The organism is Modestobacter sp. URMC 112 (assembly GCF_053502575.1).
In genome coordinates, this window is record NZ_CP199957.1 from 3,285,390 (window position 1) to 3,311,334 (window position 25,945).

Annotated in this window: 30 protein-coding genes and 1 other RNA gene; 9 read left to right on the forward strand and 22 right to left on the reverse strand. The window is 72.4% G+C overall.

Annotation, left to right across the window (positions count from 1 at the left end; all coding sequences use genetic code 11):
• Positions 1 to 55 precede the first annotated feature (55 nt).
• Positions 56 to 322 carry a hypothetical protein gene (locus ACWIX6_RS15450; RefSeq protein WP_448613323.1) on the forward strand — a complete coding sequence of 89 codons (267 nt, stop codon included), beginning with the start codon at positions 56 to 58 and terminating at the stop codon, positions 320 to 322.
• Positions 323 to 365: 43 nt separating this feature from the next.
• On the forward strand, positions 366 to 986 hold the full coding sequence (locus ACWIX6_RS15455) for a hypothetical protein (protein WP_448613324.1): 621 nt from the start codon (positions 366 to 368) through the stop codon (positions 984 to 986).
• A gap of 15 nt (positions 987 to 1,001) precedes the next feature.
• Here ACWIX6_RS15455 and ACWIX6_RS15460 read toward each other — a convergent pair whose 3' ends face one another.
• The 5 genes from ACWIX6_RS15460 to ACWIX6_RS15480 form a co-directional block, all read right to left on the reverse strand.
• Complete coding sequence (locus tag ACWIX6_RS15460; RefSeq protein WP_448613325.1) at positions 1,002 to 1,259, reverse strand: hypothetical protein; 258 nt, start codon at positions 1,257 to 1,259, stop codon at positions 1,002 to 1,004.
• Positions 1,260 to 1,295: 36 nt separating this feature from the next.
• Entirely contained in the window at positions 1,296 to 2,489 is a 1,194-nt protein-coding gene (locus ACWIX6_RS15465; RefSeq protein ID WP_448613326.1) for an MFS transporter, read from the reverse strand.
• Between the two features lie 130 nt (positions 2,490 to 2,619).
• Positions 2,620 to 3,468, reverse strand: coding sequence for an SGNH/GDSL hydrolase family protein (locus ACWIX6_RS15470; RefSeq protein ID WP_448613327.1), 849 nt, complete (start codon positions 3,466 to 3,468; stop codon positions 2,620 to 2,622).
• 123 nt (positions 3,469 to 3,591) lie between these two features.
• Positions 3,592 to 4,254 (reverse strand): hypothetical protein, encoded by a 663-nt coding sequence (locus ACWIX6_RS15475; protein ID WP_448613328.1) that lies wholly within the window; start codon positions 4,252 to 4,254, stop codon positions 3,592 to 3,594.
• A 160-nt stretch (positions 4,255 to 4,414) separates the two neighbouring features.
• Positions 4,415 to 4,615, reverse strand: a complete 201-nt coding sequence (locus ACWIX6_RS15480) for a hypothetical protein (protein ID WP_448613329.1) — start codon at positions 4,613 to 4,615, stop codon at positions 4,415 to 4,417.
• Between the two features lie 349 nt (positions 4,616 to 4,964).
• Here ACWIX6_RS15480 and ACWIX6_RS15485 point away from each other — a divergent pair, with 349 nt between their 5' ends.
• Complete coding sequence (locus ACWIX6_RS15485; protein ID WP_448613330.1) at positions 4,965 to 5,915, forward strand: collagen-like protein; 951 nt, start codon at positions 4,965 to 4,967, stop codon at positions 5,913 to 5,915.
• 109 nt (positions 5,916 to 6,024) lie between these two features.
• Entirely contained in the window at positions 6,025 to 6,573 is a 549-nt protein-coding gene (locus tag ACWIX6_RS15490) for a GNAT family N-acetyltransferase (protein ID WP_448613331.1), read from the forward strand.
• Between the two features lie 601 nt (positions 6,574 to 7,174).
• Here ACWIX6_RS15490 and ACWIX6_RS15495 read toward each other — a convergent pair.
• Positions 7,175 to 7,915 carry a tetratricopeptide repeat protein gene (locus ACWIX6_RS15495; RefSeq protein ID WP_448613332.1) on the reverse strand — a complete coding sequence of 247 codons (741 nt, stop codon included), beginning with the start codon at positions 7,913 to 7,915 and terminating at the stop codon, positions 7,175 to 7,177.
• A gap of 68 nt (positions 7,916 to 7,983) precedes the next feature.
• Positions 7,984 to 8,403 carry a hypothetical protein gene (locus ACWIX6_RS15500; RefSeq protein ID WP_448613333.1) on the reverse strand — a complete coding sequence of 140 codons (420 nt, stop codon included), beginning with the start codon at positions 8,401 to 8,403 and terminating at the stop codon, positions 7,984 to 7,986.
• 115 nt (positions 8,404 to 8,518) lie between these two features.
• Between ACWIX6_RS15500 and ACWIX6_RS15505 the strand changes: the two genes are divergently transcribed.
• Positions 8,519 to 10,612 carry a cyclic nucleotide-binding domain-containing protein gene (locus ACWIX6_RS15505; RefSeq protein WP_448613334.1) on the forward strand — a complete coding sequence of 698 codons (2,094 nt, stop codon included), beginning with the start codon at positions 8,519 to 8,521 and terminating at the stop codon, positions 10,610 to 10,612.
• 301 nt (positions 10,613 to 10,913) lie between these two features.
• Here the strand turns inward: ACWIX6_RS15505 and ACWIX6_RS15510 are convergent, their stop codons facing one another.
• The 8 genes from ACWIX6_RS15510 to ACWIX6_RS15545 all read right to left on the reverse strand — a co-directional run bounded on the left by ACWIX6_RS15510 (position 10,914) and on the right by ACWIX6_RS15545 (position 16,054).
• A complete protein-coding gene (locus ACWIX6_RS15510; RefSeq protein WP_448613335.1) occupies positions 10,914 to 11,225 on the reverse strand; it encodes a hypothetical protein in 312 nt (103 codons plus the stop codon).
• Between the two features lie 705 nt (positions 11,226 to 11,930).
• A complete protein-coding gene (locus ACWIX6_RS15515) occupies positions 11,931 to 12,203 on the reverse strand; it encodes a hypothetical protein (RefSeq protein ID WP_448613336.1) in 273 nt (90 codons plus the stop codon).
• Between the two features lie 23 nt (positions 12,204 to 12,226).
• On the reverse strand, positions 12,227 to 12,604 hold the full coding sequence (locus ACWIX6_RS15520; protein ID WP_448613337.1) for a hypothetical protein: 378 nt from the start codon (positions 12,602 to 12,604) through the stop codon (positions 12,227 to 12,229).
• Positions 12,605 to 12,727: 123 nt separating this feature from the next.
• A complete protein-coding gene (locus tag ACWIX6_RS15525; protein WP_448613338.1) occupies positions 12,728 to 13,702 on the reverse strand; it encodes a hypothetical protein in 975 nt (324 codons plus the stop codon).
• Positions 13,703 to 13,864: 162 nt separating this feature from the next.
• Positions 13,865 to 15,097, reverse strand: coding sequence for an AAA family ATPase (locus ACWIX6_RS15530; RefSeq protein ID WP_448613339.1), 1,233 nt, complete (start codon positions 15,095 to 15,097; stop codon positions 13,865 to 13,867).
• Complete coding sequence (locus tag ACWIX6_RS15535; RefSeq protein ID WP_448613340.1) at positions 15,094 to 15,582, reverse strand: hypothetical protein; 489 nt, start codon at positions 15,580 to 15,582, stop codon at positions 15,094 to 15,096. Before ACWIX6_RS15535 ends, ACWIX6_RS15530 begins: the two co-directional genes overlap by 4 nt.
• Positions 15,579 to 15,893: a hypothetical protein gene (locus tag ACWIX6_RS15540; protein ID WP_448613341.1), complete on the reverse strand. Its 315-nt coding sequence runs from the start codon at positions 15,891 to 15,893 to the stop codon at positions 15,579 to 15,581. Before ACWIX6_RS15540 ends, ACWIX6_RS15535 begins: the two co-directional genes overlap by 4 nt.
• On the reverse strand, positions 15,890 to 16,054 hold the full coding sequence (locus ACWIX6_RS15545; protein WP_448613342.1) for a helix-turn-helix transcriptional regulator: 165 nt from the start codon (positions 16,052 to 16,054) through the stop codon (positions 15,890 to 15,892). Before ACWIX6_RS15545 ends, ACWIX6_RS15540 begins: the two co-directional genes overlap by 4 nt.
• A 153-nt stretch (positions 16,055 to 16,207) precedes the next feature.
• Between ACWIX6_RS15545 and ACWIX6_RS15550 the strand changes: the two genes are divergently transcribed.
• Both ACWIX6_RS15550 and ACWIX6_RS15555 read left to right on the forward strand, forming a co-directional pair.
• Positions 16,208 to 16,831, forward strand: coding sequence for a hypothetical protein (locus ACWIX6_RS15550; RefSeq protein ID WP_448613343.1), 624 nt, complete (start codon positions 16,208 to 16,210; stop codon positions 16,829 to 16,831).
• Positions 16,818 to 17,951: a tyrosine-type recombinase/integrase gene (locus ACWIX6_RS15555; RefSeq protein WP_448613344.1), complete on the forward strand. Its 1,134-nt coding sequence runs from the start codon at positions 16,818 to 16,820 to the stop codon at positions 17,949 to 17,951. Before ACWIX6_RS15550 ends, ACWIX6_RS15555 begins: the two co-directional genes overlap by 14 nt.
• A 27-nt stretch (positions 17,952 to 17,978) precedes the next feature.
• On the opposite strand, the gene rnpB is transcribed toward ACWIX6_RS15555, so the two are convergent.
• The 4 genes from rnpB to ACWIX6_RS15575 all read right to left on the reverse strand — a co-directional run bounded on the left by rnpB (position 17,979) and on the right by ACWIX6_RS15575 (position 21,418).
• Positions 17,979 to 18,378: RNase P RNA component class A (gene rnpB / locus ACWIX6_RS15560), an RNA gene on the reverse strand.
• Positions 18,379 to 18,421: 43 nt separating this feature from the next.
• Positions 18,422 to 19,141 (reverse strand): PIG-L deacetylase family protein, encoded by a 720-nt coding sequence (locus ACWIX6_RS15565; protein ID WP_448613345.1) that lies wholly within the window; start codon positions 19,139 to 19,141, stop codon positions 18,422 to 18,424.
• Positions 19,142 to 19,157: 16 nt separating this feature from the next.
• The gene (locus ACWIX6_RS15570; protein WP_448613346.1) at positions 19,158 to 19,862 is read right to left on the reverse strand and encodes an alpha/beta fold hydrolase; all 705 of its coding nucleotides are present in this window, start codon (positions 19,860 to 19,862) and stop codon (positions 19,158 to 19,160) included.
• Positions 19,859 to 21,418, reverse strand: coding sequence for an MFS transporter (locus tag ACWIX6_RS15575; RefSeq protein ID WP_448613347.1), 1,560 nt, complete (start codon positions 21,416 to 21,418; stop codon positions 19,859 to 19,861). Before ACWIX6_RS15575 ends, ACWIX6_RS15570 begins: the two co-directional genes overlap by 4 nt.
• A 134-nt stretch (positions 21,419 to 21,552) precedes the next feature.
• Between ACWIX6_RS15575 and ACWIX6_RS15580 the strand changes: the two genes are divergently transcribed.
• A complete protein-coding gene (locus ACWIX6_RS15580) occupies positions 21,553 to 22,662 on the forward strand; it encodes a hypothetical protein (protein ID WP_448613348.1) in 1,110 nt (369 codons plus the stop codon).
• A gap of 18 nt (positions 22,663 to 22,680) precedes the next feature.
• Here the strand turns inward: ACWIX6_RS15580 and ACWIX6_RS15585 are convergent, their stop codons facing one another.
• The gene (locus ACWIX6_RS15585) at positions 22,681 to 23,034 is read right to left on the reverse strand and encodes a DoxX family protein (protein ID WP_448613349.1); all 354 of its coding nucleotides are present in this window, start codon (positions 23,032 to 23,034) and stop codon (positions 22,681 to 22,683) included.
• Between the two features lie 25 nt (positions 23,035 to 23,059).
• Between ACWIX6_RS15585 and ACWIX6_RS15590 the strand changes: the two genes are divergently transcribed.
• The gene (locus tag ACWIX6_RS15590; RefSeq protein ID WP_448613350.1) at positions 23,060 to 23,815 is read left to right on the forward strand and encodes a sulfite exporter TauE/SafE family protein; all 756 of its coding nucleotides are present in this window, start codon (positions 23,060 to 23,062) and stop codon (positions 23,813 to 23,815) included.
• A 1-nt stretch (position 23,816) separates the two neighbouring features.
• Here the strand turns inward: ACWIX6_RS15590 and nadA are convergent, their stop codons facing one another.
• Both nadA and ACWIX6_RS15600 read right to left on the reverse strand, forming a co-directional pair.
• A complete protein-coding gene (gene nadA / locus ACWIX6_RS15595; protein ID WP_448613351.1) occupies positions 23,817 to 24,827 on the reverse strand; it encodes a quinolinate synthase NadA in 1,011 nt (336 codons plus the stop codon).
• 10 nt (positions 24,828 to 24,837) lie between these two features.
• Entirely contained in the window at positions 24,838 to 25,932 is a 1,095-nt protein-coding gene (locus tag ACWIX6_RS15600) for a bifunctional RNase H/acid phosphatase (RefSeq protein ID WP_448613352.1), read from the reverse strand.
• Between the last annotated feature and the right edge of the window lie 13 nt (positions 25,933 to 25,945).

A 25,945-nucleotide genomic window follows, 5' to 3' on the forward strand; every position in this document is an offset into this window, starting at 1 on the left:
ACCCGGAGTTCCGCGCGGCGGCATCCACGGACGGCGTCCGGGGCGAAGACCTCGCGTGGAGGCGCCACTCGCACCCGAGCAGCAGTACTGGGTCATCGAACCGCTGGTGGACGCCGGCCTGGGACTCGAGGAGATCCGAGGCCTGGTGTTCGACCTGAGCTTCTCGGCCATCGTCACCGAGGGGCGCGGCACGGCCGACTGTCTGCAGAGCCTGGTCAGCGACCGGCCGGCCGAGGTCCAGGCGGCCTGGAGGAGGGTGATCGGCCGGATGATGGCCATCGCCGCCCCGACCGACGACGACCCGGAGGGCCGGCCGGGCTGAGCGGGCCTTCCGTCGGTCGGCGACCGTGGGCACGATCCGTCCCGTGGACGACTGGGACGGCGGCTGGGACGACTCGGTGTCGATGCGGCTGGCCGCCCTGGCCCTGGACCGCGGACGGCTGACCGACGACCTGGTCACCGCGCTGGCCGTGCGCGGCGCGCTGCTGGTCGACCTCACCCTGCGCGGCCGGGTCACCGACACCGACGACGTCGTGGAGGTCGACCCGGAGCTCAGCGGCTTCGCCCCCGCCGACCGTCTGCTGGCCGTCGAGATCCCCTCGCTGACCGCGTTGCTCAGGCGCGGGGCGGTGGACCAGGAGGACCTGGCCGCCGAGCACCTCCGGCGCGGCACCTGGACCCGGCGGCGGAGCTGGCTGGGGCGGCGGTACGTGGACTCCCGCGCCGACCGGACGCGCGCGGACGAGGAGGCCCTGAGCTCGTCCGTCGACCGGGCGTGGTCTCCGCCGGACGCCGCGGTGGCCGCCATCGGCAGCACCCTGGGCCTGCTGGCGACACCCCGCGCGCTGCCCCCCGAGGAGGTGCTGGCCGCCACCGGGCCGGCGCGCTGGATGGTGGAGCTGGTCGTCGAGGAGGTGGACCGCGCGCTGGTCCGCGGCCAGGCGATGCGCGGGGCGGTCAGCTTCGCCGACGGCACACCGGGGTGACCCGGGGCGCCGTCCTCAACCGGGCCGCCTGATCTCCAGCGCCCGGGCGACCCGGCGCGCCTCGCCCAGCGCCGCGCTCACGGTCTGCTGCGCCGAGGAGGCGAGCCCGGCGAGGAGGTCCCGCCGGTACTGGTCGTCGCCGAGCACGGCGTTGCACTCCCGGCACAGCCCGGACCCGCTGTTCATGGTGACGGCCTGGTGCTCCCCCGCGCCGCGGGCCAGACACCGGCTGCACCAGCCGAGCGGGCGGGGGACGCGGTTCTTGTCGGCCATGCCGGCACTGTAGGAGCCGCGCTGTCCCGCCGCGGCTCAGGAGGCGACGCCCCTGGGCTCGCGGGAGGTCCGTGCCGCGCGGAGCACGTCGACGCTCATCGCCGCGCCGGCCGCCGCGACGACCCCGCCGAGCAGGAACGGGACGAGGAAGGCGCCCGTGGTCTCTGCGAGGTACCCACCGAGGGGTGGACCGAAGAGCTGCATCACGCCAAAGGCGAGGGTGCACCGGCCGAAGGCCCCGGCGAACTCCCGCGGGGTGAGGTAGTCCGACAGGTGGGCTCCGATGACCGCCGGCAGCCCGGACATCATCAGACCGAACAGCAGGGCGGACACCGAGGCCAGCGGTTCGGTCCCCAGCGGCACCAGCAGGATGGACACGGCCATGGCCAAGTAGCCGCTGATCAGCGTGGGGCCGCGACCCCACCGGTCCGACAGCGGCCCGAGCAGCACCCCGCCGGCGACCAGGGCGACCCCCACCAGGGTGTAGACCGCCGATGCGTGGCCGGCCGTGAAACCGGCGTCGTCCTCCAGCGCGGTCACCAGGTAGCTGGTGTACAGGGAGTAGGCCAGGCCGTAGGCGGCGTAGCCGCCGGTCAGGCCGATCCAGCCGGGGACCCGGCGCAGGGCGCCGGCGCGCACCGGGACGTCGTCGTCCCGGCGGGGCGCCGGCCGGAGCAGGAGCAGGCACAGCACCAGGGCGACGACCGCGACGACCGTCTCCACCAGGTAGACCGTGCGCCAGGACCCGTCGCCGGCCTCAGCGTGCAGCGCGGCGACCAGGACGCTGGCGAAGACGATCCCGCCGCCGATGCCCGAGCCCGCCAGCCCGATGGCGGCGCCGCGGCGGGACGGGCGGACGACGGAGCCCGCGAGCCCCGGGGCGGGCACCCAGATGAAGGCCCCGCCGATGCCGGTCAGGGTGAGGCCGACGGCCAGCTGGACGGCGCCGCCGGCGGTGGTCAGCAGCAGGAGCCCGGCCGTGCTGCAGCTCAGGCCGGCCTTGATGAGCGTGGCGGGCCGGGCCCGGCGGGAGAGGGCGCTGACGGCGAGGGTCCCGACCAGGTAGGCGGCGACGTTGGCCGTCGCCACCAGACCGGCGAGCGCGTAGGAACCGAGCAGGTCCCGGTTGATCGCCGGGAGCAGCAGCGCGTAGGAGAACCGGCCGAACGCCTGGGCGACGGCGGAGGCGAGGGCGACGAGCAGGACCAGCACGCGCGGCCGTACCTGCACCCGGTCACCTCCGCACGCCGCGCGGACGACGCGGCACCGTGGCCGTCCGACGGGGTGCAGTCCATCACGCCCGGCGCTGCGCCGGGCCGGCCCGCGCAGGACCGGCCCGACGTCCCCTTCTCCAGGTGGGTCAGCGGTCGAGGGTGTCCCCGATGACCTCGGCGATCTCGGCGTGGCCGTCCTGGTCGGGGTGCAGGCAGTCGGGACCCCCCACGTACTGGCCGGCCTCCAGCTCGCCGTAGAGCTCGGCCACCTGGGCACCGGTCGCCGCCGCGACCTCGCGGATCACGTCGTTCAGCCCGGCCGACAGGTCGAGGAACGGCAGCCGGCCGCCCTCGAGGACGACGTCGGCGATCTGCTCGGCGGCCGGGTTCACCCTGGTGAGGAAGCAGGAACCGATCGGGTTGTAGTACGTGGTCACGACCACCTCGGTGTCCCGGCCGGCGGCGGTGACCAGCCGCTGGAGGACCTCGGTGAGCTGCGTCCGGGTGGCGGCCAGCGCGGTGTCCACGGTGTCCTGGCAGGCGGCGGTCGAGAGCGTGGCCACGCAGGCCCGGATGGCCGGCCCGGACACGTCGTTGCCCCCGATGGTGACCGTGACGACCTCGACGTCGTCGTGCGGGTTCCGGTTTCCCTCCCGCTCGGCGATGAGGTCCAGGGCCGGCTGCAACTGGCCGGCGATCAGCGAGGTGGTCGTGGCGGCGGGCACCGCGGTGTTGCGGAGCTCGAAGTCGACCGACGAGCCGGGGGTGGCCTTGTCGGCGGCGGGGTTGTAGCCGTCCTCCAGCCGGGTGAGCAGCAGCTCGGGGTAGCCCGACGCCTTCGGCACGGCTCCGATGCCGGCGGGCACCGAGTCGCCGAGCGCCAGGTAGACGGGCCGGCCGAGCCGGTCCTGCCCGCCCGGCGCGGCCGCCGCCGGGCCGAGTGCGCTGCCCAACAGGGCCAGACAGGCCGCTCCGACGAGTGCAGTCCTCCGCATGACATCTCCCCCTGGTCACTGATCGTTCGATGACACAACGTGTGTCGGCGATCACTGTGCGCCAGGAGATGTGCTCGTGTCGAGCAGAACGCCGGCTCAGCTCGCGAGCAGCGACGCCGCCGCTCAGGGTGCCGGGAGCGTGGCCCGCGCCTTCTCCACCGCCATGGCGGTCAGCTCGTCCAGTCGTTGCTGGTCCAGGCTCCGGGCGGGCTCGCCGTCGACGCGCTCGCCGTCCGTCAGCACCAGAGCGCTGCCAATGCGGACCACGATGAGGTCCAGCACGAGCGACGGCCCCTCGTCGGGGGCGACCTGGTGCTCCAGCGCGACGGCTTCGTCACCGAGCGGGGGCGCGTCGCGCTGCACCACGGTGACGGTGCTGGCGCGGCCGTCGAGGAGCTCCTGCTGGAAGGTCGGGCACTCGGTGACCGTGGACGCGATGGTCGCCAACCGGTCGCCCGCCACCTCGGGCGACTCCCACAGGGAGATCGACTCACCCAGGATGGGACCCGGGGGTTGACCGTCGGCGAGCAGGCGCTGGGCCTCACCGAGGCGGGCCGCGTCCTCCCCACCGGTGACGACCTGGGTCTGCGGACAGCCGGAGAAGCCGCGGTCGGACTGCGGCACCGCGCCGAGGTCGATCCAGCCGTCCCCGAGGTCCTCGGGGGTCAGCAGCGCCTCGAGCACCTCAGGCGGGGTGCCCGCCAGCGCGATCGGCACGGACGGGGTCAGCCGGGTGCCCTCGTCTCCCCCTCCCCCGCACGCCGTCACCAGGACGGCGACGCCCACGGCTCCCAGCCACCGGCGTGCGCGGTCGTGGAGGCGTGCGCCGCGCTCGTCCATGGACGCCCCCTCGGCGGGCCGCGTTGTGGGCCGTCAGGTTGTCACCGGGACGCGGCGCGGTCCAGACGTACCGGCGCGTCGGGCACCCCGCCACGCGCGTGTCCCGCTACGACCGCTGCTGCCGACGGGCGATGACCACGAGGACGCCGACGACGACCACGAGCGGCGCCCACGAGGGCAGCCCGAAGGGCCCGAGCAGGAGCTGCGCGACGAACAGCACGAGGCGGAAGCAGAGCCAGAAGGCCAACGCCATCAGCAGCCAGAACAGCAGGGGTCGTTCCATCTGCATGCGGCGCAGGTGGTCCATCGCTCCTCCTCGGTCGTGCGATCGGACGACGCGGATCGACGGTGCGTCGCGGTGCGGCACCGACCACATCGGCGCCCCGGGCCCACGACCGGACGTCGCCGTCCATTCAACCCGTCCTGCCTCCTGCGTGCGTCCGTCGCGGCGTCGACGGGCGGCCGAGCGGCAGTGCGCAGGCTCACTGCCGGCCGGTGCTTGCTTCGGCTAGCGGCGGGCATGGAGGAGATGTCGGTCGTCGAGCCACGCATGTCGGACCGCGGTCCTGTGTCCCGTTCCGGGACCAGGAGCCGCTCCGACCGCCGGCAGCAGATCCGGCGACGCAGTCCCCATACACGAGAGGCCAGGTGCCACCATGGCGCAGTCCAAGAGCACCACCCGCACCGAGACCGTCCCCGTTCCCGTCGACGTGACCGTCGAGGAGGGTGACCGCGGCGCGAAGGGCCCGACCGGCCCGGTCGGCGCCGCCGGCGAGCCCGGCGAGAAGGGCCCCCGCGGCCCGGTCGGCGCCGCCGGCGAGCCCGGCGAGAAGGGCCCCCGCGGCCCCGTCGGCACCGCCGGCGAGCCCGGTGAGAAGGGCCCCCGCGGCCCTGTCGGCCCGGTCGGGCCGGTCGGCGAGCGCGGCCCGAAGGGGCCGATCGGGCCCCAGGGCGAGACGGGTCCCCAGGGCGAGACCGGCCCCCAGGGCGCCGAGGGCAAGACCGGCGAGCAGGGCGAGCAGGGCCTGCCCGGCTCCACCGGCCTCCCGGGCGAGCAGGGTCCGCAGGGTGCACCGGGCCTGCGCGGCGAGCAGGGCGAGCAGGGCGTGGCCGGCGAGCGTGGCGTGCCCGGTGAGCAGGGCCCGCAGGGCGAGAAGGGCCTGCCCGGGGCCCAGGGCCAGCGCGGCGTGATCGGCGAGACCGGCGAGCAGGGCCTGCGCGGCCTGCAGGGCCTCCAGGGCGAGCGCGGCGAGCAGGGCGAGTCCGGCGTCCGTGGCCTGCAGGGACACCAGGGTCCCCAGGGCCCGGTCGGCCCGGTCGGCCCGGTCGGTCTGCCCGGCGTGCAGGGCGCGCAGGGCGCGTCCGGTCCGGCGTGGCTGTACCAGCCCAGCCCGGCCGAGCTGGCCGCCAAGGTCAAGCACGCGGCGCTGGACTTCTCCGCGCGGACCCTGATCGACCCGCGGGTCGGCGCCCGCTACCTCGCGACCCTGACGTCGCGCCTGGTGAAGCTGCAGGGCGGGCTCGTCCTGCGCGCCATCGTCGACACCGATGCCGCGGCCAACGGGAAGCCGGTCGCCGACCGGTCGAACGTGCGCTTCATCGCCTGATCGCACCTGTACGGATGAAGGGCGCCTCGTCCCGCTGAGTCGGGACGAGGCGCCCTTCGCCGTCGGGTGGCGGGTCCATCTCGCTGGGTCGTCGCGAGACGCTGGGACGATGACCGACGAGATCCGCACGCCCCGGCTGCTGATGCGTCGATGGCAGCCGCGGGATCGGGCGCCGTTCGCGGACATGAACGCGGATCCCCAGGTGATGCGGTACTTCCCGGCGCCGTTGACCCGCGAGCAGAGCGACGCGCTGGTCGACCGGATCGAGCAACACTTCGCCGAGCACGGCTACGGGCTGTGGGCGCTGGAGGCCGACGGGCGGCTCCTGGGGTTCACGGGGCTGTCCTGGGTCACTTGGGAGGCCGGGTTCACTCCCGCCGTCGAGGTCGGCTGGCGGCTGGCCCGGTTCGCGTGGGGCGCCGGTTACGCCAGCGAGGCCGCCACGGCGGCGCTGGTGCGCGGCTTCCAGGACGTCGAGAGCATCGTCAGCTTCACCGCCGCGTCCAACGAGCCGTCGACACGGGTCATGCGGCGGATCGGCCTACGGCACGTGTACGACTTCGACCACCCTCGGCTGCCCGACCAGCACCCACTGCGGCGACACGTGCTGTACCGGGCCGATCGCGAGAGCTGGCACCCCCGGCCGCCGCTGCCCTGACCGACACGCACCCGGGCACACGGTCCCTGCCGCCGAGGAGCCTTCATGCAGTTGAGGAGTGCGGGGCGACGGACGAGTCGGCCTGTACGCCGGGTTCAGCGGGTGCCATTCCGCTGACCTGCGGCTACCTATCCGAGACCGGTCTGAGCTGCGGTTACAGCTTTCGGCGTCTGCTGTTAGCTCCCGTCGCTTCTCGTCGTTCTGCGCCATGGATGCGCCATTGGCTTTCCACGTCACAAATCCGCCGAACTCGGTCTGTACGAAGACAAGCTGGGGCGGCGTCGCGTTCCCTGCCCCTGAAGGCGACGCCGCCGCACGGGTCCGCACGGAGCCCCGCCGGTCACCATGACGGCGGGGCTCAGTCGTCCCTAGGGGGTGGGTCATGCGCCCATGCTGGTCCTTGCCGCCCCACGGCCACGGCGGAGCACGCCGTACTTGTTGCGGATGTTGCGGACCGCTGGGAACGAGCGATCGGTAAGCTCAGCCAGCACCGGGGGCGCAAACCTCGGTCCGCACCAGGCAGGTGGACGACGGACGAGCCATGCATGACTGGGTAGGGGCATGCTCGGCCGGCCGTGCACCATTCAGCAAGGACGCCCGGTCAGACGTATGGCGACGGTGTCGCGTCTACCCGAGCCATATTCCCAGCGACCTGGATCGTGACGGGGTGCATGGCGCCCAGGGTCTGCAGAAGGACGTTGTGGGCCCGGTGGAGTAGCCGTCGGGCTTCGTCGTCGTGGCCGCGTCGGCGGTGCAAAGTGGCGAGATTGTTGAGGATGTGGCCGACCTGCGGGTGCTCGGTGCCGGCAGCCGCCTCAAACTGCACCAACGCCATGCAATAGTGCTGTTCGGCCTCGTCAAGGCGCTCCTGTGACTGGCAGACCGAGCCGACACCGTTCCGCGCCAGAGCAGCCTCACGGCCGGTGACCGGGTCGCTGTCGAGGGTCCTTAGGGCCCGCCGGTAGAGCTGCTCGGCTTCGACGCCTTCTCCGGCGCCTTCCAGCAGGGCGGCGAGCGCGGCGCAGTCGAGCCCGATCGGCACGTCGTCGGCGTCCGCCATCGTCTCCCGTATGGCCAGGCCGCGACGGGCTGGCGGGATGCCGTCGGCGAACCGGCCACGGGCGTGCGCCAACCCCCCGACGTTGTGCAGCACGGTGGCCAGCAGCGGGCCCGGTCCAGCGGCCTCAGCGACGATCAGTGCCCTGGCGTAGGCCGCTTCAGCCGTGTCGAAGTGCCCGCTGAACTTCGCCGCGACACCGACGAAGTTCCAGGCGCACGCCGAATCGATCGAAGCCACGCCGCGTGCGGCGGCAGCCGCCGCCGCACGCTGCGCGACGGCCAACGCGTCGGCGTAGCGCCCGACCTCGAGCAGATTCTGCGCCGACTCCAGGTCGGCACCGGTGACGACCGTCAGCCCGTCACCCGGGTCGTCGCGTTCTCGTTGATGGTCATGCCGCGGGTGGTGCGGGTCGTCGCGTTCTCGTTGATGGTCATGCCGCGGGTGGTGCGGGTCGTCGCGTTCTCGTTCATCCCGAGCCCGCGGGTGGTGCGGGTCGTCGCGTTCTCGTTCACCCCGAGCCCGCGGGTGGTGCGGGTCGTCGCGTTCTCGTTCACCCCGAGCCCGCGGGTGGTGCGGGTCGTCGCGTTCTCGTTCACCCCGAGCCCGCGGGTGGTGCGGGTCGTCGCGTTCTCGTTCACCCCGAGCCCGCGGGTGGTGCGGGTCGTCGCGTTCTCGTTCACCCCGAGCCCGCGGGTGGTCCGGGTCGTCGCGTTCGGCTGGCTACCTCTGGGCGGTGTGGTGCCGGGCTTGACGGGCTTGATGGCGGCCATGTCGGCCTTCCCCTCTGGCGGCGCACCCGGGGAAGTCCCGTGTGCTACGCCGAGCGTGTGCCTGCCAGGATGGCCGGTATAGAGCAGGAGTGCCCTCCGTGTTAGGGGTGGCGGCGTGGCGGATGCATTTCAGGCACTCGACCGTGCGCTCGATCCCACCTGGGTTCGCCCGGCGCTTGCCCCGGACGTAGAACTGGCCCGTTTCTGCAGCCGACTCGGCGGGGATCACGCGGTGATCAGCCAACCGCGCTCAGCCTGCTTCTATCGGCTATCCGGAGCGCAGGCAGAGTTCGCCGCGTCGCTGGATGGCACCCGAACTGTCGCCGAGCTTGCCGCCGCCGCTGACGCCGGTGGGCTCGAGGACGGCGAGTCGGAGAAGCTGGTGGAGTTCCTGCGCCGGCTAGGCTGCCTCCTCCAGCCGTCGACGGACGTGTTCGTCGCGCTGAATCAGCGGTGCGCCCGCGCCCGGGAGAGCCGCCTGAGCCGGGCAGTGACGAAGGTGCGCGCACCGACGGTGACCGTCCGCGGTGTCCCGACGCTCACCGACGTCGTGTACCGGCACGGCGGTCGATGGCTGTTCACTCCGGCCGCGCTGCCCGTCCTGGTGCTGATCATCGTGGTTGGCCTCGTCCTGACCATCACACAACGGCACCACTTCACCGTGCTTGGGCAGCCGACGGCCACGACCGCGGCCACCGTCTGGCTCCTCATCCTCATAGCCGGAATCGCTCACGAATTGGCGCACGCCCTGGCGATCCGGCACGCCGGGCGGCGCATCCTCGGTGCCGGGTTCGGGCTGTATCTGGGCAATCCGGTGTTGTTCATCAACAGCTCCGACATGGTCATGGCGGCGCCGCGGGCCCGGGCAGTGAACGCAGCCGCCGGCCCGGTTGCGAGCTTGGTCATCGCCGGCATGGCCGGCATCGTCGCGGCCGTGGTGGGGCCGTCGACCGTCGGGGAGATCAGCTACCGGATGGCCGTGCTGACCTTCGTGCTCGTGGCGGTGAACCTGCTTCCGTTCCTGGAGCTCGACGGTTACTGGCTTATCACCGATCTGCTTGATGTCCCGGACCTGCGGCCGCGGGCACTGGCGTTCCTCCGGCAGGAGCTGGTACCGCGCCTCCGGTCAGGCCCCCCACTGAACCGCGGGGAATGGGGGCTGGTCGGATTCGGAGTAGCCGGATCGGTCGCGACAGCGGGTGCGCTCGTGCTGGCAGCCGTCTTCTGGTGGCCCATCTTGACCGCCGTCACCGCCGGCCTGTGGCGCGGTGGTTGGCCGGGCCAGTGCGTCCTCCTACTGCTCGCCGTGCTCGTCGCAGCACCTCTCACCGCGTTCCTGTATGGCCTCGCGGCCCGCTGCTGGCGGTGGGCGACGACCCGCCGGGACGCAGTCCGCTTCCGGCTCCAGCAGCGCTGGAGGGTAGCCGCCGCCGAATTGGTCGCGGCCCTGCCACAGGTCATCCGCATAGAGGAAGCGGAGCTTGGGGAACTCGCCGGCCGAGTGGTGCGCCGGAAGTTCGCCACCGGCGACATCCTCCTCCGACAAGGCGACCCCGCTGTGGCGTTTCAGGTGCTCCGCCGCGGCCACTGCACCGTCGCAATAATCGACGGGGCGGGAGACGAGATGGTGACCGCGAGGCTTGGCCCCGGTGATGCGTTCGGCGACCTAGCTCTCCGCGAGCGCACTGTTCAGCAGATAACCGTTCGCGCCGAGAGCGACGGCGAGCTGTTCGTCATCGACGCTGGCACATTCCTGCGCCTGCTGAACGGACGCCTGGCGCCCTCACCCGTTCCCAGCCAGTGGGCCATCACGCGGGTGCGGTCGCTCCCGCCCTTTCGTGACCTCGGCCTAGCCGCCCTAACCGACTTCGCGCGGGTTGGTGTCTGGCTCGACGTCCCACCCGGCGCTGTCGTCGGGGATGCGGACGATGCCGTCACCACCCTTTTCGTCGTTGCCTCCGGGCAACTCGACGCGGCTGTCGGCGGACGATCGGTCGGCACTTTCCGTATTGGCGACTTCTTCACAGCTAAACGCTCACCCGCGGGGCCGCTACGTGGGGACACCGTACGGGCGCTCACTCCCGTGCGGCTTCTCGGTCTGCCTCGCGCCGCTGCCGAGCGACTTCTGCCTGATCCGCTCAATTCCCGCCCCCCAGCTGGGCACCCACACGGCTCCAAACCCGCGACGCACATGCGAGACCGGCCGTGATCTGCTGGCACTGCAAACAGCCCGCGTGCGGCTGCTGCCGATTCTGCGGCCGGGCTGTCTGCCCCGATCACCTCACCACCCGGCCCTACCCGATCGCGGTGTGGCGCGGCGGACCCGGTCGTACGCCACGCACACTCGTCGTCGAAGACGCCCTCTCCTGCGGCTTCTGCACACCACGGCCGGACCCCATCGAAGTCCCGGAACTCGACACATAGAAGCCGCCTTCATCGGCGGCTTCGCCGTAGACGGCAACACCGACGTAGCAGCCCAGGACCGGAGACCACCAGCGCCTGTCGCCGCTTCACCCGACAATCCCACTGCCGGGATCGCTGACTAGCCATCCGTCATCTCCCCATCGACAGGCTTGGTGAAGCGCACTGCGCACGGCACGCTCGAACAGAAAGCGGTCGACGAAGGACCCGAGAGAGTCGCCGTGATCGGTCGACCACACGCGCGGCGCCGCACGCCACGCGTAGAACCGCCCCAGCCGCCCCCAGTGCTTGACCTCGAACGGGTAAGCGCCCTCGGGCAGCGGCGGCACCGCCCACTCCGACAACACCAGCCGCGACAGACGCGCAGGTGGCGGCACAGTCGGCGACGGACGGCGCTTCACGTCGCACCCCCTCGGCGGCAACCCCCTGAGGCCCTGCGGCACGAGCGACCGCCGGGAGTAGCCCGATATCCCCCCGCTAGTGCCGCGCCCGGCAACTCTCGTCCTGAAGGCGGCCTATGGGACACCTACGCCGGGTCAGGCCCGATCTGGAAGTTAGGGGCCGCTCGCCAAAGAGACGCCGTTCTCAGAGCTTCGAACGGCTAGTCTGGCGGCGCCGGGATGCGGCCGAAGGTCGCAGCTGACAACCCCCTCCCCGCGGGCGCCCGGTAGCGCGATGGGCTCTGCTTTCGAGCAGTGTCTTGTCCCCTGTTCGCAGGAGGCGAGAGAGGAGTTTTAGCGATGGTTGACGCCTCGACACTGCAGGCGGTCATCGATTTGATGGCGCTCGTGGTGCTGGTCAGCTTGCTTCGTTACGTACTGGTCGTCCTCCAGGACGACGCGGAACGAGCTGCGCGTCGGAAGCGACGTAGGTAGGGGTTCGTTGGGAGCCAGTCAACTCCAGGGTTGTGGGGTCCTGGCGCCCAACGGATCCTCCAGCCGCCACCGGGCAGTCACCGCAGTCGCCTACTGCCGATCTGCGGCGGGTTGGCAGGTGAGTAACGGGGGATCTAGTCGTCTGCCCGGGTGCCCCATAGTGGGCCGCTCATGGACACCAAGGCCGCCGTCCGCGCCGTACCGGCAAGGCGAACGTGGGCGGCCGGGGTACTAGGTCAAGCCTCGGGCTCTGGACCGCCCCACCCACTCGGGAGCGGCCACGGGCGCCGCCTGCTCGGCGCTGACGACCTTCGGATCGAGGTCGGGCATCGTGGCCAGCGCGTGCCGGTCACGGGCGTACAGCCTGGGCAGGGGACGATTGTGCGACGCCCGCCACCGCTGCCGGGCCCTCAGCCACTTCTCGAAGCCCGCGAAGTTGCCGGCGGCGTGCTGCGCCACCGGGTACCGAATCAACTCGGCCGGCGGCTCCACCCCCCTGGACACCGGGGCCTGCACCTTGCGCCGCATCAGACGGCGCCCCGGATCCCGTAGGTGCCACGGACGCCCACACGGCGCTGGGGGCGGGCGCTGGCCTGCTGGTCCCCCTCCTCGCCGTTGGGTAACCGGAGGGCGGCCAGCAGGCGCGCCAGGGTGATGCGCTGCTGCCTCGCCTCGGTGGCGGCGGGGTGGGCCTTGAGGCCCTGCGGCGACTCGACCATCACCCCGTCGCGCTGTAGCTCGGCGTCGAGCTTGGCGAGCAGGTCCACGGTGCGCACGGCCTCCACCAGCAGGGTCCGCTCGTGCTGCTCGAGGTCGAACACGTTGACCACCGACGACCACAGGGCTAGGGCATCGGCTCCCAGGCCCCCGGGGGCGCCCTCGGCGGGCGCAGGACGCTTAGCCATAGTGACCACCGCCCCCGCTATAGGTCACGCGGTTCGGCTTCTGCGCACAGCGACTGCCCTCCCGGCGGTCGAGGGACTTCATGGCCGGCAGGGAACACTCCCCTACCGTCTGTGGCCGGATCGTCACTCGGTCGCGCCAGTCTCGGCGCCGAAGATGCGGCCGGCGAACGCCGCCTGTCGCTGAACGGAGCTGGGCGGCGAGACGAGGTCCGGGGTGTGGTCGCCGCCGCGGCGCTCGATGCCCACGGCCTGCTCGGCCATGGCCCGGGCGTTGTGCCGATTGGCGTTGATCCGCGTGATGTGCGGGCCGAAGACGGACCAGAAGGCCGCGTCCTGCTCGGCCACGGTGGGCAGCCACGGCCGGGCCGGCGCCACCTCGTCGGACACGGTCCACAGCAGCCGGGCCGTGGCGTCCTCGGGGAACGGGATGAGCGGGCCGCGCATCGGCGGCTTCCATCCGGGGAAGAACGCCATTGGGTTCTCGAACGCGGCGAACAGACCCTCGTGGTCGTGCTCGACGATGCGCATCCCAACGCGGTTGGCGCGGGCGTGGGCGTCGGCGATAACGCGCCACTTCTCGACGAGGCCGGGGAGTTCGACGTAGGCGGCGCGGACCTTGGCGTTGGCCGTGATGAGGCTGTGCGTGTCGATGGTGTACCCGCCGCCGATGTGGGGGCGCAGCAGGCCGGCCATCTCGCGTACCCGTGCGAGCAGCTCCTCATGCGCTGGCCGCAGGTGCTCGGTGATGATGCGGTCGGCGGCATCGCTGGCCGTGTTCACCGCGAGGTTGCCCGCCTGCTCGACGGCGAGGCGGAGGACGGCGACGGCCTGGTCGTAGGCGTGGCGCTGGTCCTGCACCCGACCGAACTCGGCGCCGAGCGCCAGCAGGTCGGGCGTCTGGCCGTTGCTGACGGCGTGCACCACCTGGCCGGCGGCGTCCTCCACGTGCAGGGTGCGCGGCGGCGGGAGCTCCGACTGCTGGAGGCGCTGCCACACGGCGTGCGCCTCGAGCACACCGGAAGGCAGCGAGTAGCCGCCGACGTCGGCGCTCTGGACGAGGCTGGACAGGCTGGACATGCGAACTCGGTCGCTGCTCATGGGTTGCGCCTTTCGGTTGGGGGGAGGGGGATGCGGGGCGGCGCTGGGTCGATCGACGCGAGAGGAAGTGGACTCGCTCCGGCCCATACGTCCGGCGTGCGCGGACCGGTCCCTAGGTCAGTCCGCCTCGGTGCGCTTGACGCGGCCCCGCTGGTCATGAGGTCAGGCGCTCGCATGGTCGGCGACGACGGTCAGGCGGTTGTGCCGGTCGGCGATGCAACCGACGCATCTGCCGTCTCTCGATTGGATCGAGTCGGGGTGAGCGCGGCATGCCGTGGGGGGAGGGAGCGGGGAAGGGAGCAAGGGAGCGGCACTGCTGTCCCCTGCGCTCTTGCTCCCTTGGTGCTCCCTTGCAGGTGGGAGGACCGCGTCAGCGGTGACGATCTCCCACAGCCAGCGGTCGGCGACCTTCGCGGAGCGGACCCGTTTGCCCTTAGCGCGCTTGAGCTGGTCCTTGCTGTAGCCCTCGACGCCACCGGCCTTGAAGACGTCTTTGGACGTCGCCGTGCCTCCCTGGGCGATGAGGTAGCCGAGCAGCCAGTCGGCCACCTCATGCCTCTCGCTGCGGTCCTCGTCGGCCTGCGGACTGCGCTGCAGAAGATCGCGGACCGTGGTGTCGGATTCGCCGAGCCAGGCGACGTGACCGACGCTGGCCGTCCCGCCGTCGTCGGAGGGGACGGTCGCTTCCTCGATCCGGTAGGCAAGCGAGGGGACGTCGAGGGACTGCCCGTTGGTCTTGATCACTGACAAGGTGCAGGTGCCCTCGTCCTCGTCGCGAGCGACGCCTAGGGCCTGTCGGATGACCTGGCCGTAGGCGCCGGCACCGCCGATCGAGTCGAGCGGCTCAGAGCCGCTGGTGCTCTTGCGGAAGTGACCGATGCCCAGGACCGCGGTGCTGGTCTGGTGGGCGAGCGCCTTGAGCTTCTCGAGCTGCGGACGGACGTTGCTGTTGTCGTTCTGCTGCCCGTCCAGCGATGAGTTGAGGGCGTCGAGGACGACCAGCGCCGGCCGCAGCTCCGCGATGGCCGTCCGCAGCTGCTCGAGGTCAGCGTCGACCAGTAGCGGGCTGCCGTCGGACTGACCGCTCACCACGTCGAGGATGTGGAGCCGCTGCGGGTCGCCATCGGCTGCGATGAACCGGGCCTTGAAGGTGCCCTCGGAATCCTCGGTGAGGCTGTAGAGGATGTTCTGCGGGCGCGCCAGGTAGCTGCCGGCTAGGCGCCCGGTGGTCAGCTTCGCGGCGAGGTCGGCGGCGACCGTGGACTTCCCGACCCCTGGCTTGCCGACCAGCATCGCCAGCTCGGCGACCGGCAGATAATCGCTCCAGAGGTACCGGGTCGGCACGATCTTGACCTCATGCAGTGATCGCAGGCGCAGCTTGCGGCCGTCGGTCATGCCGCCAGCCCCAGCCGGGGAGCGGGGCGCATCGCGGACAGCCGGCGCTCGAGCTGCACCACTGCCGCGCACTCCGCGTGCACGAGCTCGACGAGTGTGTCCAGGGGTCCGTTCGCCGCTTGGGCGATCCGGGCGGATAGCTCGCGGCTGCGGCGGCGCAACCTCTCTTCGAGCACCGCGACGGCGTCGAAGCGCCATGACGCCGGGACCACGCACGCCTCGGTGGCCTCGATGATGAGCTGGGCGACCGAGGAGAGTTCGTGCGCCGCGGCTGCCGTACCCGCTCGGCGGATGGCGGCCATCACGGCGTATCCACCGGGGGCGACGTCCTGGGCGACGAGCCCGCGGGCAGCCTGCAGGATCAGCCGCAGGCGGGGGTCGGCGAGGTCGTCGTCGGCGATGACGGCGAGGGCCTCGGCTGCGGTGGAGGAGGACAGGTGGAGAACGTCGCCGACGAAAGCGAGTTCGGGGTCGAGGTCGATCAATTCGCCACCGCCTCAACGGTGACGAACCGGCGCTGCCGGTACTCAGCGACACAGATGACGTCATCGGCGCGGGCGACCGGAACTGTCCAGCAGCCGCCCTGACGGTCGTACTGCCGTGCGTCGACGCCGGCCAGGTCCAGCAGCTGCGGGATTCGCGCGCCGTGCAGGCGAGCGGTGTTCCGGTGCAGCTCGACATGCAGCGTCGGACAGCCAGCTGCACTCGGCTTGTGTCCCTGCGACGCGCTACCGTGGTCCCAGCTTCCCGGCTGCACCACGGCGCCCGTCTCCTTCTGGAGGCGGGCGTTCGTCATGCCACACCTACTCGGGGGTGGTCGGCCTGCTCATCGAGCCAGGCGTCCACGTCCGACCAGCGGTAGCGAAGGTGCTTGCCGACCCGGATGCCGCGCGGACCCTTGGATTGGGCCCGCCAGACGTACAGCGTCTGCTTGGGGACGCCCACGAAGGCGGCCACCTCTTCTGCAGTCCCTAGCGGTCGTCGCTGATCCATCTCGTCTCCCTCGCGCGGAACAGTTCGTCAGGACGTTGCAGCGACAGCGAAGCACGACCGGGCGACTGAGCGCAAGTCGTCTTGACGGAATGTTTCGCAGCGACTTCACTGGTCGCCATGCCGCGCATCGAGTTTCATGAGGTCGTTCGGTCCAGTGGCCGCTGGCTGCTCTACGGGGGCCGGATGCTGGCGAGCGTGCCGGCAACGGCGACGTTCATCCCCGACGAGGACGATGTCGATCCCCTGGACTTCACGGTGCAGATGGGGATCGACATCGTGGACGGGCGTCTCAGCTGTGTCTCACTCAGTGCGGAACGCCTAACTGGCGGCCCCCCGATTACCAGCGAGGGTCTCCGGCGCGTGCCGGTGGCGGAGTATGTGATGGGGGCCGCCCGCTTCGGCCGCGAAATCCTGCTCGAGCGGATACAGAACGATGACGGGACCTACCGAGTAGTCGAGTTCGACCCGCCGGCGCCTGACTTCGCCCGGGATGGGATGACCGACGAGGCTCTAGAGCAGGTAGCCCGGATCTACGCCTGGGCGCAAGCGACCGGGCGGAAGGCGACCGGCATCCTCCTCAATGACTACGGAATGCCTCGGCCTACGGCCACGCGTTGGATACAGACGGCGCGTCGCCGCGGCATCCTCCGCGACGACCATCAGCGCACATCGGCCAGCGTTACCGCCCAGACGCAGCCCGGCTCGGCACCTGAAGGGGCACCCGACCATGGCGAGCGTTGAGGCTCGCCTGACCCGCAGAAACGGCCGGGAAGCGAAGGTCTACGACGTCCGCTTTCGCGACCCGGACGGCCGTCAGCGAAAGCGGACGTTCGCCAAGAAGGGCGATGCTGGTCGGTTCGCGGCGACAGTGGAGGCGGACAAGCTGCGCGGCCTGTACGTCGACCACCGAGCCGGGCGGGTCACCCTCGCGGACTTCGCCGAGCAACGTTGGCTCCCGTCGCTGGTCCATGTGCGACCGAACACGCTGACCCTCTACCAAGCCCACCTACGGAACCACGTGCTCCCGGCGTTCGGCTCCCGGTCCCTAGGGTCGCTGCGTCGGCAGGACTGCCGATCGTTCGTCGCGGCGCTCGCGGCCAGGCTCGCGCCGGCCACGGTCTCCACCGTCTACGCCGTCCTCCGGATGGTGATGCAGACCGCGGTCGACGACGGGTTGATCGCGGCCAACCCATGCTCGCGGGTGCCCCTGCCCCGCATCGAGCACCGGGTGATCGAGCCGTTGCCGGCGGCGTCCGTCGTGGCCCTGGCGGACGCGATGCCGAATCGCTACGCCGTGACGGTGTGGCTCGCTGCCGGTGCCGGGTTGCGGGAGGGCGAGGCCTTGGGGCTGACAGCGACCCGGGTGGACTTCCTCCGTCGCCGGGTCCACGTCGAGGAACAGTTGCAGGGCGCCAACGGCGCCGCGCCGAGTCTGGCCCCGCTCAAGACGCGTGCCTCTCGCCGGGTGGTACCGGTCGATGACTTCGTACTGACCGAACTCACCACGCACATGCAGCAGTGGCGGTTGGGCCCAAGCGGGCTGCTCGTGACCAACCGACTCGGGGCACCGGTGCGGCGCTCATCGTTCGGCCACTGCTGGCAGGTGGCCGTCGAAGGCTGCGGTCTGCCGCGCGGAACGCGCTTCCACGACCTGCGGCACTTCTACGCCTCGGCCCTGATTGGTGCGGGCCTGCACCCCAAGGCGATTCAGGCTCGCCTCGGACACGCCACCATCGCCGAAACGATGGACACCTACGGGCACCTGTTCCCGGACTCCGAGGATCACGGCCGGGGGGCGCTGGACAACCTACTCAGGGAAGCTCGTGTGCCATCGGGGTGCCACGCGGCAGCCGCTGAATAGCCGAGGCGCAGGTCAGCGGTTAGGCGACGGACGAGTCGGCCTGTACGCCGGGTTCTGTCCCCGGGCGCCTCACGGCGTCCCGATGGGCGGTCATCCATCTAGGCCTGCCGTTGCCGGCAGGCTCGAGCGGTCCACCCGCAGGCTCGGGCGGGCAGCCCTCGAACGCCTGCGCAGGACGGCGGCGGACCGCCGTCCCTCTCGACCTTGCTCCGGGTGGGGTTTACCGAGCCACACCGGTCACCCGGTGTGCGGTGGTCTCTTACACCGCCGTTTCACCCTTACCAGTGCACGCACTGGCGGTCTGTTCTCTGTGGCACTGTCCCGCGGGTCACCCCGGGTCGCTGTTGGCGACCACCCTGCCCTGTGGAGCCCGGACGTTCCTCGGCGACGGGGTCTCCCCCGCCGACGCGACCGCCCAGCCGACTCGTCCGTCGTGCCGGTCAGCCTACCGGCCCGGGACAGCGCGGCGATCACCCCCAGAACAGCCGGAACCCCACCCGCCGCCGGCCGTCCTCGGTCAGCGTCGACATGTCGATCACCTGCTGCGCCTGCTCCTCGACCGGGACGTCCGACAGCAGCTCCAGGTACCGGCGGTGCTCGCTCAGCGAGCGGACGGCGGCCTCGGCCTGGGAGGCGACGTCCACCTCGTGCGGCGGGTCGGTCATCTCCTGCACGGCGATGTACTGCACGCCCTTCCACCGCTCCTCGGTCAGGTCAGGGAAGATCCACTCGTTCGCCGCGTCCGCGACCGCGTCGAGCACGCACTGGCCCAGCGCCTGGTGGTCGGCGGAGTTGAGGTACGCCGGCGACACGCCGGGCGGGGTCCAGGTGGGCCCGAAGTACCCCGTGACGACCAGCTCGGGGCGGTGCCGCCGGATCGCCGCCGCCAGGTCCCGCCGCAACTCGGGCCCGGCGACGATGACGCCGTCCCGGTGGTCGAGGAACTCGACCTCGGTGACCCCGACGACGGCCGCCGAGCGCCGCTCCTCCTCTTCGCGCAACGGCCCAGCGGTCTCCGGTGGCACGCCCTCCATCCCGGCCTCCCCTCGGGTGGCCAGCACGTAGGGCACGTCCTTGCCGGCCGCCGTCCACACCGCGACCGCCGCCGCGATGCCGTACTCGATGTCGTCGGGGTGGGCGGCGACGACCAGGGCGCGCTGCCAGTCGTCGGGCATCGGGGCGGTCGGCATGCCCAGAGTCTGGCCTTCAGCGCCCGGCGACCGCCAGCAGCACGTCGGCCAGCTCGTCCGGCGCGCTGACCATCGGGTCGTGGCCGGTGGCCAGCTCCACGACCTCCCACCCCGGCTGGGACCGGACCCGTTCCCGCGACGGGTCGATGGTGGCCAGCGGCGGGGTGGTGCAGTCGACGAACGTCCGCGGGCGGGCGGCCCAGCGGACGGCGTCGAAGTCCAGCGGGTCGTCGTACACCCCGCCGGGCTGCGGGGTCTGCCGCCGCTCCACCCAGGCCGCGTCGTCCCCGGTGAGCCCGAACGCCGACGCGGGCGGCGGCGGCAGGTGCCCGTGCTCGGCGATCGCCGCGCGGCGCGCGGCCTGCACCGCGGCGTCGTTCCGGGTCGACCAGGCCTCCCCCGGCCCCGGGACGACGCCGTCCACGTAGACCAGCGACCCGATCTCCGCGCCGAGCCGGTCGGCCGCACCGGTGACGACCATCCCGCCGTAGCTGTGCCCGACCAGAACCGCGCCCGAGCACTCGTGCGCCCGGACGGCGGTCACCACGTCCTCGACGTGCGTGCCCAGCGTGATCGCCGGGGACAGCTGGTGCGCGCGCTCCCCCAGCCCGCTGAGCGTCACCGGGACGACGGTGTGCCCGGCCGCCCACAGCCGCGGCAGCACCCGCCGCCAGCACCAGGACCCGTGCCAGGCGCCGTGCACCAGGACGACGTCGGTCACCGGGTCACCGGTTCCGACGCCGCTTCCGACGGCGCTCCCGGCGCCCGGGCGGGCTCCGCGACCGGCGCCGGCTGGTGCCCGCCGATGGGGGCGCCGGCGCGGACCAGCCACAGCACCAGCAGCCCGCCGAGCACCCCGGCGACGCCGCAGGCCAGGAAGACGTCCCGCAGCCCGTCCGCGTAGGCGGCGGCGAACAGGTCGCGGAGCCCGCTGCGCGCCTCCGCCGGCGCCGCGCCGACGAGCTCGGCGGACTGCCCCCCGGACAGCGCCGCGGCGGTGCCGGCCGGGTCCGGCGTGCCGGCGTCGGTGAGCGTGGACGTCGTCCGGGCGGTGAACACCGTGCCGAGCACCGCCACCCCGAGCGCGAAGCCCAGCTGCCGGGCGGTGTTCACCGCGCCCGACGCCATGCCGCTGCGCTCCCGGGGCACCGTGGCCAGGGCGGTGGAGGCCAGCGTGGGGTTGGCGACGCCGACGCCGATGCCCAGCACCACCAGCCCGGGCACCAGCACGGTCCAGCTCGAGCCGCCGTCGACCGGGAGGAACATCAGCGAGCCGATCCCGACGAGCACGAGCCCGATCCCCACGACCAGCCGTGGCGGGAGGGTCTGCAGGCGGCGCCCGGCGCCGGCGGACACGCAGAAGCTGACCAGCGAGAGGGGCATGAACACCAGGCCGGTCTGCAGCGGGGAGAGCCCCAGGACCGACTGCAGCCACAGCGAGGTGAACAGGCTGCTGGAGAAGGCCGCCGCGTTGAGCAGCAGCGCACCCAGCATGATCCCGGTGAACGACCGGGAGCGGAACAGCCGGACGTCGAGCATCGGCGCCTCGCGGCGCAGCTCGACGGCGACCCAGCCGGCCAGCACCAGCAGCCCGCCGGCGATCGGCGCCCAGGCCACCGGCTCGCCCCACCCGTCGGAGGCGGCGCGGACCAGGCCGAAGACGACGCCACCGGCGCCGAGGGTGAACAGCGCGATGCCCGGGACGTCGGGCCGCGGGGCACCCGGCTGACGGGCCTCCCGGATGACGGCGACGGTGAGGGAGACGGCGAGCACGCTGACCGGCAGGTTGACGAAGAAGATCCAACGCCAGGACAGCTCGCTGAGCGCGCCGCCCAGGATCGGGCCGAGCGCCGCGGCCGCACCGACCACGGCACCCCACACGCCGAACGCCGTGCCCCGCTCCCGGCCCTCGTAGCTGGTGTTGATCAGCGCGATGGTGGTGGCCAGCATCGCCGCTCCGCCCATGCCCTGGACGGCGCGGGCGGCGATCAGCAGCTCGGCGTCCGGCGCGAGCCCGCAGGCCAGCGACGCGGTGGCGAACAGGACCAGGCCGGCCAGGTACACCCGTCGCCGTCCGTAGAGGTCGGCCAGCGAGCCCGCGCCCAGCACCAGGGCGGCCAGTGCGAGGGCGTACACGTCGACCACCCACTGCAGCTGGCCGAACGACGTCCCGAGGTCCAGCGCCATGTCCGGGAGCGCGACGTTCACGATCGTGACGTCGATCAGGAGCATGAACGTGCCGGTGCAGACCGCCACCAGCGGCAACCACTTGCGCATGGCCCCACTCTGCCGCCGTCCACCGACGGTTGCCGGGCGAGAGCATCGGCACCGGCTCGCCGGTGCCTGACGTGCTGGTGCTCCGCCGCCGATCGCGGGAGGCTCCCCGCACCGGCCGAGCAGACGGGGATGTCATGACACGAGTGCCGATGGACAGGCTGGCCGCCCTGCGGTCGACGACGGGAGCCCCGCCGGCGACCCGGCACCGGGCCTCCTACGGCCAGCACCTGGTCACCGCGGCGCTGGCGACCTGGCTGATGATCGGCCTGTTCGTCGACGGCTGGGCGCACAACAACCTGGACACGTCGCTGGAGACGTTCTTCACGCCCTGGCACGGGCTCTTCTACTCGGGCTTCGCCGCCTGCGCGGCATGGCTGCTGTGGCTGGTCCGGCGCGGCCAGCAACAGGGACTGCGCGGGGCCGCCGCCGTCCCGCTGGGCTACGGGCTGGGCCTGGTCGGGCTGGTCCTCTTCGCCGTCGGCGGGGTCGGCGACATGAGCTGGCACCTGGTGTTCGGCATCGAGCGGGACATCGACGCGCTGTTCAGCCCGACCCACCTGCTGCTCTTCGCCGGCATGGTGCTGCTCCTGGCGTCGCCGTTCCGCGACGCCTGGCACGCCGACGGGCCGACGGCACCGCGGCTGCGCGCCTTCCTGACGCCGCTGGTGTCGCTGTCGCTGGTCGTCGCCCTCCTCGCGTTCTTCTTCATGTACTGGTCGCCGTACACCTCCTGGGCGCCGAGCCGACCGGCCGCGGCGTACGCCGCCGGCGCGCCCGTCGAGTACGCCGAGTCGCTGCGCTACTCGCTGATCACCGACGGGGTCGCCACCGCGCTCACCGCCACGCTGCTGTTCGTCGGCCCGCTGCTCCTGGTGGTCCGCCGCTGGCGGCCACCGGCCGGGACAGCGACCGTGCTGTTCACCGTCCCCGCGGTGCTGTCCAGCGCGCTCGACGGCTTCAGCCAGCCCGTGCTGCTGCTGGCCGCCGTGGTGGGCGGCGCGGTCACCGACGCGCTGGTGCAGTGGCTGCGGCCGGGACCGGACCGCCGGCCGGCGTTCCGGGTGGTCGCCACGGTGTCGCCCATGGTGCTGGTCGCCGGCTGGTTCGCCGCGCTGAACCTCACGCAGGGCGTCTGGTACCCGGTCGAGTTCTGGTCGGGGATCGTCGTCTGGGCCGGGCTGACCGGCCAGGGGCTGGCCCTGCTGATGCTGCCCGCGCCGCCGGCCCGCACCGCCGCGAGCTGACGCCGCGACGCACCGGGCTCAGCGGCCGCGGGCGATCCGCAGCGCGGCCCGCAGCATCGGCACCTGCAGCGGCAGTCGGGCCGCCGCGACGGCCAGCGGCAGCGGGCGGTGCCGGAGCACCCGGAGCGAGTGCAGGTGCGCCGGCACGAACGCGGTCAGCAGTGCCGCTGCCGACCACCCGCCGGCGCGGCGGGTGGCAGGGGCCGCGAGCAGCGCCGCGGTGGCCAGCTCCGCGACACCGGTGCCGGTCACCCAGAGCCGGGCCGGGCCGAGTTCCGGCGGCACCATCCAGTCGTAGGTGCGCGGACGGACCAGGTGCAGGGCGCCCGCACCGGCGAAGAGGAGCAGCAGCGCCCGTGCCGACGTCGACATGGCACCCACCGTAGGCTCGGCGCCCGTGTCCGCCGTCGACCTGCTCATCGCCGCCGGGGTCGCGTTGCTGGCCGGCGGGATCAACTCGATCGCCGGCGGCGGCTCGCTGATCCTCTTCCCCGTCCTGGTGGCCCTCGGGCTGGGGACGGTGGCGGCCAACGTCACCAACTCCATCGCCCAGTGGCCGGGCTACATCGGCGGGGTGCTGGGCTTCCGCGGCGAGTACGGCGGCCAGCGCGGCCGGATCATCCGGTTCTCCGTCGTCGCCGTCCTGGGCGGGACGGTCGGCTCGGTGCTGCTGCTGACCACACCGTCGGAGGCGTTCGACACCGTCGTCCCGATCCTGGTCTTCCTGGCGAGCATCCTGCTGGCCTTCCAGCCGCTGATCACCAGGCGGCTGAAGAAGGCGGAGGACGGCGGCCGGACCCGCGACCCGGCGTGGCTCTACGTCGCGCTGTTCCTGGCCACCGTCTACGGCGGCTACTTCGGCGGCGCGCTGGGCGTGATCCTGGTCGGCGTCCTCGGGGTGGGGCTGCACCGGCTGAAGCTGGCCAACGCGATGAAGAGCGTCATCTCGATGGTGACCGCGACCGTGACCGTCGTCGTCTTCGGCATCTTCGGACCGGTCGAGTGGGCCTACGTCGCGGTCTGCGCGCCGGCCAGCCTGCTCGGCGGCTTCCTCGGCGCCAAGGTCGCCACCCGCATCCCCACGACGCCGCTGCGCATCCTGATCGTGGTCTTCGGCGTCGCGGTGGCGATCTACCTCTGGTTCAGCGTCTGACTCATTCGCCGCCGCGGCCGGGCTCCCCGATGGCGATCATCGCCTCCACGGCCTTCCGCGCCCGGGCGGCGGTGTCCGCGTCGACGTCCACGGCGCCCACGCCGGTGCGCAGGGTGTGCAGGAGCTTGGCCGGCGTGATCATCTTCATGTAGCGGCAGGCCGCGCGGGCGTTCATCGGGATGAACTCGGTGCTGCTGTTGAGCGCCCGCAGCTGGTGCAGGATGCCGATCTCGGTGGCCACCAGGACCTGCCCGGCGGTGGTCGCCGCGGCGGCGTCCACCATGCCGCCGGTGGAGAGCACCCGTGTGCGGTCCGCCGGGAGGTCGCCGGAGCTGACCAGGTCGAGCACGGAGGTGGTGCAGCCGCACTCGGGGTGCACCAGGACCTCCGCGTCAGGGTGCGCGGCGATCTGGGCGCGGACGTCGGCGGGGCTGATCCCCGCGTGCACGTGGCACTCCCCCGCCCAGATGGAGATGTTCTGCCGGCCGGTGACGCGCTTGACGTGGGCGCCGAGGAACTGGTCCGGGCAGAACAGGATCTCCCGGTCGGCCGGGATCGACCGGACGACGTCGGCGGCGTTGGACGAGGTGCAGCAGATGTCGGTCTCGGCCTTCACCGCCGCGGTGGTGTTCACGTAGCTGACGACGACGGCGCCGGGGTGCTCGGCCTTCCACTCGCGCAGCTGCTCGGCGGTGATGCTGTCGGCCAGCGAGCACCCGGCGGCGTGGTCGGGCAGCAGGACGGTCTTGTCCGGCGAGAGGATCTTTGCCGTCTCGGCCATGAAGTGGACGCCGCAGAAGACGATCTCGCGGGCGTCGGTCTGCGCCGCGACCCGGGACAGGTACAGCGAGTCGCCGGTGAAGTGCGCGACGTCCTGGATCTCGGGGACCTGGTAGTTGTGCGCCAGGACGACGGCGCCCCGCTCGTCGGCCAGCCGGCGGACCTCCGCGGCCCACTGCTCGTACTCCGCCGGGCTCATGGTCGGGTCACCGGCGGCGATCGTCGTGGTCACGAGGTCCTCCTCAGGCCAGGTGCGAGGTGTCGTTGACCAGTCGCACCGAGGTGCGTCCGTCGGAGGACCAGGTGACCGTGGACAGCGACGCGGCCTCCAGGAACACCCGGTGCACGATCTCGTCGCCGACGCCCAGACCGGCAGCCAGCATCAGCTTGATCGGCGTGACGTGGCTGACCAGCAGGACCGTCGTCCCGGCGTGCTGCTCCAGGACCCGGCGCCGGGCGCGGGCCACCCGGGTGGACACCTCGGCGATCGACTCCCCGCCGGGGGCGCGGACGTCGATCGCGCCCGACCAGCGGCGGAAGGCCAGCGGGCTCTTCGCCTGCGCCTCGGCGGCGGTCAGGCCCTCCCAGTCGCCGAAGTCGAGCTCCCGCAGGTCGGGGTCGGTGGTGACCGGGACGCCGAGTACCTCCGCCGCCGCCTCCGCGGTCTGCCGGGTGCGCTGGAGCGGGGAGGCGACGATGACGTCGATGCCCCGGCCGGCCAGGTGCTGCGCGGCCGCGGCCGCCTCCGCCCGTCCGAGCTGGGACAACGCCACGTCGCTACTGCCACTGAACCGACGCTCGGGGGTGTGCTCGGTCCGTCCGTGCCGCAGCAGGTGGGTCACGGTGGTGACCACCGCCGCGGGTTCGGTGACCGGTTGGGCCTCGTCCTCGACCACCACCGGCTCGGCGGAGAGGTCGCGGCGGACCGGCCGGCCGTCCATGGCGCTGTTGGCGAGCGCGTCGGCGGCGCCGTTCTGCGCGCGGGGCACCCAGGTGTAGCGGACGGAGCCGAGCTGGCGGGCGAGGTCGCGGGCCTGGACGGCGAGCTTCTTCATGTCCGGGTGCTTGACCTGCCAGCGTCCCGACATCTGCTCGACGACCAACTTGGAGTCCATCCGGACCTCGACCGTCGAGCTCGGGTCGAGGTCGAGGGCTGCCTGCAGGCCGGCCACCAGGCCGCCGTACTCGGCCACGTTGTTGGTCGCCCGGCCGATGAACTCGGCCCGCTCGGCGAGCACCCGCCCGCTGTCGGCGTCCCGGACCAGCGCGCCGTACCCGGCCGGGCCGGGGTTGCCGCGCGAGCCGCCGTCCGCCTCGACGATGAGCCTGCGAGTCATCGCTCGACTCCGG